Annotated in this window: 5 protein-coding genes; 1 reads left to right on the forward strand and 4 read right to left on the reverse strand. The window is 59.0% G+C overall.

The features are described 5' to 3' along the window. Positions 1–56: 56 nt before the first annotated feature. From VN887_05230 to VN887_05245, 4 genes are all read right to left on the reverse strand, one after another. Positions 57–1445: a c-type cytochrome domain-containing protein gene (locus VN887_05230; GenBank protein ID HXT39405.1), complete on the reverse strand. Its 1389-nt coding sequence runs from the start codon at positions 1443–1445 to the stop codon at positions 57–59. A 45-nt stretch (positions 1446–1490) separates the two neighbouring features. Continuing rightward, positions 1491–3962 carry a PPC domain-containing protein gene (locus tag VN887_05235; GenBank protein HXT39406.1) on the reverse strand — a complete coding sequence of 824 codons (2472 nt, stop codon included), beginning with the start codon at positions 3960–3962 and terminating at the stop codon, positions 1491–1493. Between the two features lie 28 nt (positions 3963–3990). After that, positions 3991–5439 carry a DUF1501 domain-containing protein gene (locus VN887_05240; GenBank protein ID HXT39407.1) on the reverse strand — a complete coding sequence of 483 codons (1449 nt, stop codon included), beginning with the start codon at positions 5437–5439 and terminating at the stop codon, positions 3991–3993. A 312-nt stretch (positions 5440–5751) separates the two neighbouring features. Further along, a complete protein-coding gene (locus VN887_05245) occupies positions 5752–8271 on the reverse strand; it encodes a DUF1549 and DUF1553 domain-containing protein (protein ID HXT39408.1) in 2520 nt (839 codons plus the stop codon). 158 nt (positions 8272–8429) lie between these two features. On the opposite strand from VN887_05245, the gene VN887_05250 reads away from it, so the two are divergent. Further along, the coding region (locus VN887_05250) for an AraC family ligand binding domain-containing protein (GenBank protein HXT39409.1) at positions 8430–8950 on the forward strand (521 nt) is incomplete at its 3' end.

The following is an 8950-nucleotide window of genomic DNA, read 5'->3' on the forward strand; positions in this document are numbered from 1 at the left end:
CAGATTCCGCCATCCCCGGTGCGAACAACTTACGACGAAAGGCACCAAACGTGTCCTTACTTCGTTACACTGGCCACCTTTTCCGACTCGTTGATCGGCACAGGGTCAAATGCCTTCGAGAGTTTGCCGTCCGGCAATTCAAAAATGCGCACCTTGCCGTCGTAGCCGCCGGTGAACAATTGGGGGGTTTTTGGATGAAACTTCAAGGCAAACACCGCCCCCCGGTTCTCTTTCAATGTCGCCACCCGTGTGCCATCGCTGGTTTTGTAAACGCGCACCTCTCCGTTCATGTTGCCCACGGCAATCTGGCTTCCGTCGGGGTTGTAAGCAATCGAACAGACCGGTCCCGGCTGCCGCTCAAACTCCCGGAGCTGATTGACGTCGTTGTTCGCCGCGGTGCGGCCCTGATTTTCCGCGATGCGGTAGATGCGGGGCGTGCCCAGGTCGCCGCCATAGGCGACGATGTCCTCCTTCGGATGTCGCGCCATGCACATTACGCCCTCAAGGAGTTTGTTGATGTCGTCAATAAACTGCCCGTTGGTCACATTGATGAGCTTCATCGCCCGGTCACGGCTGCCGCTCAGCAGCCGTTTCCCATCCACGGTCCACAGCGTGCCAAGCACCCAGTCGCTGTGATTGTCGAATTTCATCAGTTCCTTGCCGTCAGCCACGCTGATGACACGGACCGTTTTGTCAGCGCAGCCGAATGCAACCCTGCCGCCATCGGGCGAAAACGAAACGCCAAAAACCGAATCGTTGGAGATCTTGTAGGAATGGAGTTCCTTTTGGCCCGCCACATCCCAGATCTGAATCTCCCCAAATCGCGCCGGCGCGCCGCCGCTGACCGCCAGTTGCGTGCCGTCGGGCGAAAACACAACCGATTCAATGCGCGGGGCTTCGCCGACGAGGCGACCGATCATCGCCGAACCGTCGCCCTTATGCAAAACCACTTCGTGATATGCGGACACCGCGAGGACGTCCCCCTCGGGTGAAAAGGCGATCGCGGAAATCACCGGGAGTGCGGCATAAACAGGAGGCGAGCTGAGTTTGAACGAATTCGCGTTCGGCGGCGTGTCGTCCTTGGCGCCCTCCTTGACCCAGCGCTCGATCAGGGCGATTTCTTCTTTGCTCAACGGGTCGCCTTCCTTCGGCATGTCCGGCTCTTCGCCGCTGATTTCCTCGATGACACGGCTTTTGTCCGGATCACCCGGCGCGAACGACGCGCCGTGCTTCCCCCCCTTCTTGAAAGATTCGTAGGTGGTCAGATCCAGTTCGCCCTTCAGTTTCGCCGGGTGATGACAGCCGGTGCAGCTTCGCTTAAGGATCGGCACCACTTCATGAAAGTAACTGACGGGCTTTGTGTCATCGGCAAGGGGCGCGATGATGGCCCAACCGCACAGAAGCGCACCGAGCGGCCGCCGCATCCATGTCATGCCTCTATTCATGCTCCGCCAAGGATATGGTCCCGACAGTGCTGCTTTCATCGTCGTTCATTTCGCGGCCGTTTCCTTTTCGTGAGGCTTTGCGTTGGAGTTGTCGGATGCCGGTGCATTGATCGTCACAATAATCGGGGCAGAACGAAGCTTGTACGAGCGCCCGTTCATGTTCGCCGTGCCCACAACAACGAGCGAAACCTCCTTGCCCGCGGGTGCCTTGTCCGTTGCGGTGATTTTGTAGGCGGCCTCTCCCGCCCCGCGCGGCATACCCGCCGTGTTGATCGTGATGCCCTCGGGGACGCCTTCGACCGAGAGGTTGATGTCATCGGTAAACCATCCCCGTCGTGTCGCCTTTACGGTAAACTCCGCCTCACTGGCGGCGGATTTTTTATCCGGCGGCATCGCTGTTACAGCCAGCCGCGGCAGTGAATTGGCAAGGGTGAATGGAAACGGATCAATCGTCAGCGGGATTGGCCGGCTGTATTGAGTCACGGTCTGGCCGTCCAATTTGGCGTCCCCCCTCAGAACGATCATTCGCGTGCCGAGTTCGGAATCAAGTTTTGCCTTCAGGTTGAGCGTCGCGCGTTCGTCACGGCCTTTGACGGTCGCGGGCTGGAACTCGACGTTCCTGCCCAGCGGTTCCTTGCCCGAGGAGAATCCTTCGGCGGTCACTTGAACGTCTCCCGTAAAACCGTCATGCCGGAGGACCTGCGCCTCGACCGCCGCAGATTGATCCTGTTCGACGCGCGCACTCAGCGAGATGGACTCCAGTGTAAAGGGCGGTTTGTCGAGAACTGTCAGGAACGCCTCCCGCACAGAGCGTCCGTTGGCCTGCGGCTTCCCCCGTCGAGTCACACGATCGCCGCCGATGACTCCGTGGGCCGCCAGCGCGAACGCGTAATGGCCGGGATCAGTATCTCCGCTCGCTTGAAGGATGATCAGCGGGCTGGTGGTTGAATCCCCCGGCACCAGCAAAGGTTCAGCGACCACGCCCGGCGGCAGGTTTTCCAGCCACGCCTCGACTGCGCCATCAAAGCCGCCCTGACGCTGCACTTCCACTCCGACGACCGTGCGCCCTCCGCGATAAAGGCGCGGCGTGTCCGGATAGAAACTGACGCTGAAATCCTGCCGCGGTGCGCGGACCACAAGCCGATAGGCAAAATCCTCGCCATTGCGTTCGAGTAGGTCGCGAATTTTGATCGCGTACTCACCCGATTCGGTGAATCGGTGTTCGATCCTGGCGTCCGACCCGACCGAGTCGTCGTTCTGTTGAAGGACGCTGCCCTTCGCGTCGGTGAGATACAGCACGGCGTCGAGCGGCGAACCAAACCTGCTGGCTTCCACCTCAAAGATAAAGGTCTGCTCCTTCTCCGCTTTGAATTTGAACTGGTCCACATCTTTTTCGCCCTGGATACGGGCGTTGATGACCAGGGGGAGATTGACGGTATTTGCATTGGTCAGGTCGTTGTTGGGCTCGGTCTCGTTGAATTCGTTCAGGCCGCCAACCTCGAACAAAACAGGATTCGAATAACCCTTGGTGGTGCGCGCGCGGATTTCCTGGCGGCCCAGCGGCGCGGTCGGTTCCACCTTCAGCTTCATGCTCTGCAGATCGTCAAGGTTGCGCCCATGCAGCGCGACTTCGACCGCCTGTCCGCGTTTCGCGCCGAGCGGAAAGATATTGTCCAGATACGGCAGCTCTCCCGCAATGATGCGGTATTTGAAATCATTCCCGCCTTGATAACGAAAATCGCGGATTTGCAGCAGGTAATCACCGTCCTCCGGAACCATGAAGTCGATCAGGGAATCCAGTCCGTTGACGTCTTCACTCCGCGCGACCTCCTTTCCGCTGCCGTCCAAAAGCGCCAGCGACGAATCCAGCGGCGACCCGCTGCGGAACGCCTCGACGTCAAAGATCAGACGTTGTTCTTTGTGGGCTTTGAAGCGGAAAAAGTCGCTTTGCGCCGATTCCGTGATGACCCCGTTGATCGCCACCGGCAGCTCAACCAACTGGGCGTGGTTGGTGTCATTGTTCCGCCCGGTCTCGGTCACCTGGCGAAGGAAATCCACGTTCAATGCCACCGGCTCCGAAACCCCGGTGGCAGTCACAACGCGGAGTTCCCTTGCGCCGAGCGGCGCGTCAGGTGCCACCGTCACCCGGGCCCGCAGCTTCTTTTCGTCGGGATCCGCCGGGACGATTCCACCGCGGCTGGCTTCCAGATTTCCATTGTTTTCCAGCCTCGCTGCATTTGTGGCCGTCAGACCACCATCGCCGCTGATCAGAAACCCCCGCACCTCGGACAGATTTTCTCCGTCGATAAGGACGGTGGAAGTCGTGCCGCGCTGGATCCATTCTGGTGAAAGAGAGGTGATTTTAGGGACCGATTGGGCGGCAACGGAGACGATCAACAGGCCGGATGCGATGACGTATTGAAGCCAGGACACCGCAGCCGGCCTTGAAAACATCCGTGCGGGCAGGATGGTCACTTCACGAAAACCGCCCGACGAATCGAATAGGACGACGCGCATCACGCTCGGTTCTCGCTTTGATGACGGTCTATCCAAACAGCGGCAGCACCGGCTCGGCCTGCACGAGTTCCCGCGGCTGGTTCAGGTGGTTATAGACGATGGTGTGCGGATCAATCCCCAGCGCGTGATAAATCGTCGCCAGCATCTGGATCGGATGCACCGGATTTTCCGCCGGTGATGATCCCGTCGCGTCCGACTTGCCATAGACGGCTCCTCGTTGAATACCCGCCCCCGCGACCAACGAAGTGTAGCAGTACGGCCAGTGGTCGCGTCCGTCCGGTGAATTGCTGTTGCCCGATGTGCTGACGCCAAGCCGTGGGGAGCGCCCAAACTCGCCGATCGCGACCACAATCGTCTCCTTCAACAAACCCCGCTGGTCCATGTCTTCAAGCAGCGCGGACAGACCACTGTCGAGTTTCGGACAATGAATATCACGCAAAGGACCGAAGTTTGCCGCGTGGGTGTCCCAGGCGTCCACCTTCGGGTCGCCGTTCGCCACCGCGGGCCAGTTCATCTGTACGAACTTCGTCCCGGCTTCGATAAGCCGGCGCGCGAGCAGGCAGCCCTGGCCGAATGTGTGCCGGCCGTAGCGGTCGCGCAACTTGTCCGGCTCCTTGGTGAGGTCGAACGCGTCGCGCGCGCGACCGGACAGTACGAGGTCGAACGCCTTCTGATAGTATTTGTCGAGCGCGTAGTTCGACACCGCCTTCTCCATTTCGGGCATCGCTGCTTCCACCTTCTTCAACAGCGTCTCGCGCCGCTCCAGGCGTTCCTTCGAGATGCCCTCGCGCAACGAAAGGTCGTCCAATTTTATTTCTTTGGCCGGGTCCTGATAAAAATAATACGGGTCGAAGGCCGGGCCGAGGAAACCAGCGGTGCCGCCCTTGCCGATCACGTTGCTTTCCTGCAACGGTCGCGGCAGCATGACGAACGGAAACATCGGCAGGTCCGAGGGCCGCAGCCGCGTGATTTGCGAGCCGGCGTGCGGAAAATCGTTCGGGGCCGGCGGCTCGAGCTGGCCGGAGGGTGAAACGCGATCCGGCGTGTAGCCGGTCATCATCTGATAGATTGCAGCGGTGTGATTGAACAAACCCGCCGGCGTGTAACTCATCGAGCGGATGAGCGTGGCCTTGTCCATCTGCTCGGCGAGTTTGGGCATCACTTCGCTCAGCCAGATGCCGGGAACCTTCGAGCGCAGGGTCTTGAACTCACCGCGAACGTTCGACGGCGCTTCGGGTTTTGGGTCCCAGATGTCAATGTGACTCGGCCCGCCCTGCAGAAAAATGAGGATGACCGATTTCGCCCCACCCCAACCCGCTTTGGATTTCGTCGCGTCGGGAGCACTCTCCGACGCGGCCTGCAAGCGCAGAATGTCGCCGAGCGTGACGCCGAACAACCCCGCGCCTCCAACACGCATGAACTCGCGGCGGCTCCAGCCGTCGCACGTGCTGCCAGGTTCACCAGGAATTGATAGCATAGGTCCTTCCTATAGATTGCCGAGTCTTCGGTTTTCCAAATATCGCCGGACGTGCTGGCGCATCAGAGCGACCTCGACCGACTCGCCGACATAAACGCCGACAATAAAAGAAGCCAAAAACCAAACTTCGCGATTTCGATTCACAAAAGTAATTACGAACATTGGCAAACAAAGAGTGATGACCAGGCGAACGAACCGCGGAATCCAGTTTTCAGACCTGCATTCGCTCCAAATGTAGCGTGCCCTCTTTACCGTCACCTCCGAGAATTCGGGGATGTTTAGGGCAAATTCGTTATTGATCATATTCAAACCCTATCGGTTAAACAAAAACGCCGGGCTGTTCATCAGCGCCCAGGCGAGGTCTTGCGCCACTTCCAGGCGTGAGCCGCCACTCGAAAAATCCACTGTCGCCTGTTCTTTCTCGGTCGGCGGGCGGCCCAGCACCGAGATGTAAATGTCTTCGATCACTTTTTTATCATCCTTCTCCGCTTCGACAATTTTCGCAATCCGATTCGTTGGCGCACTGAGGCTTTCGCTGATGGTGGTCCCGTTGATCAGGTTCAACGCATGGGACAGGGTCACATTGCTCGTGCGCTCGCATTCGCAGGCCGATTGCCGCTTCGGCCGTCCGAAGAGTGTAAGGAAATCGTTTCCGGACACGATGCCGTCCGGCAGGTCCACCGACCGCAGACCGGCGGGAAAGCCCTTGAACTTCGGACGGTCACCGGTGGCCACTGCGATAGCGTCCAGCATTTGCTCGGCGCTTAACCGTCGCGGAGTGGCGTGAGAGAAGTTGACGGTGTCATCCTCGTTCCATTTGTTCTTGTTGATGGAGAGCTGATACGTCCGCGAGAGGCAGATGTTGCGCATCAGGTGCCGCACGTCGAACCCGCTCTGGACAAAATCCTCCGTCAGGGCATCCAGCAGCTCCGGGTTGCTGGCCGGATTGCTGCCGCGGATGTCATCGACCGGTTCGATGATGCCGCGGCCGAAGAAGTAACTCCATGTGCGGTTGGCCATCGCCATTGCGAAATAGGGATTCTCCTTCGATGTGAGCCAGTTCACGAACGGCTCGCGGCGGTCGCCGTCCTTCGACACTGCCTTCGCCTCACCCACCGGAACCTTCGGAGGAACGTCCATGCCGGTCCGGGGATTCTGAACCTCGCCGTCGTCTTTCAAATACACAATCTCTTCGCCGGGCACCTGCATCAGGTCGCCGGTAAAATTGCGGATGTTGTCCTTCCCCAGCGAGCCACGCTTGATGGCGACACGTGCGAAATAGGCGCCGAACTCGTAGTATTGTTTCTGCGTCCATTTCTCGAACGGGTGGTCATGACACTTGTTGCAGTTGAAGCGGACACCGAGAAAAGTCTGACTCACGTCTTCGGTGATCTTTCCGGTCTCGCGCAGCGCGCGGTAATAATTTACCTCCGGGTTCAAATACGAACTGCCCTCGGCCAGCAGCATCTCGCGGACAAACTTGTCGTACCGCTTGTTTGCCGCGATCGAACCGCGGATCCAGTTGTGGAACACCCAGACGCCCTTTTCGCCTAAATGCTCGCTGTTGCATTGAAGCAGGTCCGCCCATTTGTTGGCCCAGTAATCGTTGTAATCCTCGCTCGCAAGAAGTTCGTCAATGAGCTTCTCGCGCTTTTCCCGGCCCGGCGCGGTGTCCGCCAGAAACGCGCGTAACCGCTCGGGCGTTGGCGGGATACCCGTCAAATCCAGCGAAACGCGGCGCATAAACTCGGCGTCCGTGCACAAGTCCGACGGCAGGGTTTTCAATTTCCTCAATTTCGCGTTCACCTGCTTGTCGATGTAGTTGTATTCTGCAACGTCCTGCCATTTGTAACCCGTCCGGTCTCCCATCACGCTCACCAGCTTCGTCGCGTAACATCCCTCGTAACGCGCCAGAACCGCCGCTTCACCGCGGCGCAGGCCCATGACCACCGCGTTTTTGACTTCCGCCACGTCACCGTTGTTGCTGCTCAGGATGGCGTCGCGGGTGACATCTCGGACGCTGCCGTCCGGATAATGAGCCAGCACCAGGACATGTTGGGAGCGGCCGGGCAGATCAAGCTCGACGTTCGACGGGAGAACCTCAATGGATTGGGCACGATTCTTTACCGGATCCTCTGATCTGGTTCCCTGCGCAATCCAGTCCCGGATCATAAAGTATTCGCGCGAACCGGGCTTGAGGGGCTGCCGTCCTTCGTGGGGAACTTCAGAGGTCGGCTTGAGCAGCATCAAACTCTCTTCGGGCTTCACCCGATTGAACCGGCGTCCGGACAAATCGTCGATAAGCGCCTGATAATCGAATTCGGGGTCATAACCGCGCAAAGAAAGTTTGAATCCGTTTTTCCCCTTTGCCGAACCGTGGCAGGTCCCGGCATTGCAGCCGAGTCTGCTCAGGACCGGCTCGATGTCGCGCACAAACCGCACCGGCGGCACGGTTGCGTCCTTGACGGTGACCGGCAGCCTGACTTTCAGGTTGCCCAACGTCATCGTCACCTGCGCGCTGCCCTGCTTTTTGGGTTGGATACACCCGGTCTTGTCGATGTCAACACAGGGCACATCCGGCTTCATCTCGACTTCGGAAGTCACGTCGTACTTCTGGCCTGAAGCCGTTTCACCCCAGACGATGACGCGTCGCTCATCGCGACCATCTTCCAGAGTGAGGGAAGCCGGCTCGACCTTCAACGAGCGCAGAGCGGGCAACGGTGGCTTGGGCGGCGGCGCTGTCTTGTTTGATTCGGCTCCTGCGGCGGCCCAGCCGCCAATGAAGGCGACGGATACGACTGCCCCGAGACTGGAGAACAAACGGCTGTTCATAGATTTGACCGCGTCCGCGCGACCACGCCCTCATCCGACGTTGTGCGGCCGATAATTATTCTGGCGCTGACTCTGTTTCGAGTGATGGCGTCCAAGATACGTCGCGGAGCCCGTCTGCACAATAGACAAAGCTGCCAATTTTCATGTAAAATCCTTCCATGCCGCGAGCGCCAAAAGAGACAGAAATCCTGGTTTCACTGTTTCACACGCCCACTGACGCAAGCCGGGAGGTCTTCTACTGTGTGCTGCGGGCCGGCCATCTGATTGCGGGGCTGGACTATAAACAGGTGCATCCGAATTATCCGGGCCATAAGATTCTCCTTTGCCTCAAAGGACACGGGTTCATCCGCGTGAATGAGCGCATGTGGCCGGTCGGACCCGGTCACGCCGCCTGGATTTTCAACCACCACGAAAACGCCCACTGGCCGGTAGAGGGATCGCCCTGGGAAATGTACTGGATTCGCGTCGAAGGCCCCAAAATGGACCTGATTTACAAAACTCTCACGGCGTCTGGCTCTCCGGTGTTCGTGCGGGTCGAGGCCGCGAAGGCCGCCGCAATCTTCCGTCGGGTTTTCAGGATCATGAAACGTCGGTCCATCGCGATGGAGGCGGCGCTGCATGCGGAGGTGGCATCCCTGGTCACGCTGCTGTTTGAAGCGCGCCATTCCGTTCATCCCGC

The organism is Candidatus Angelobacter sp. (assembly GCA_035607015.1).
In the GTDB taxonomy this organism is placed as follows: domain Bacteria; phylum Verrucomicrobiota; class Verrucomicrobiia; order Limisphaerales; family AV2; genus AV2.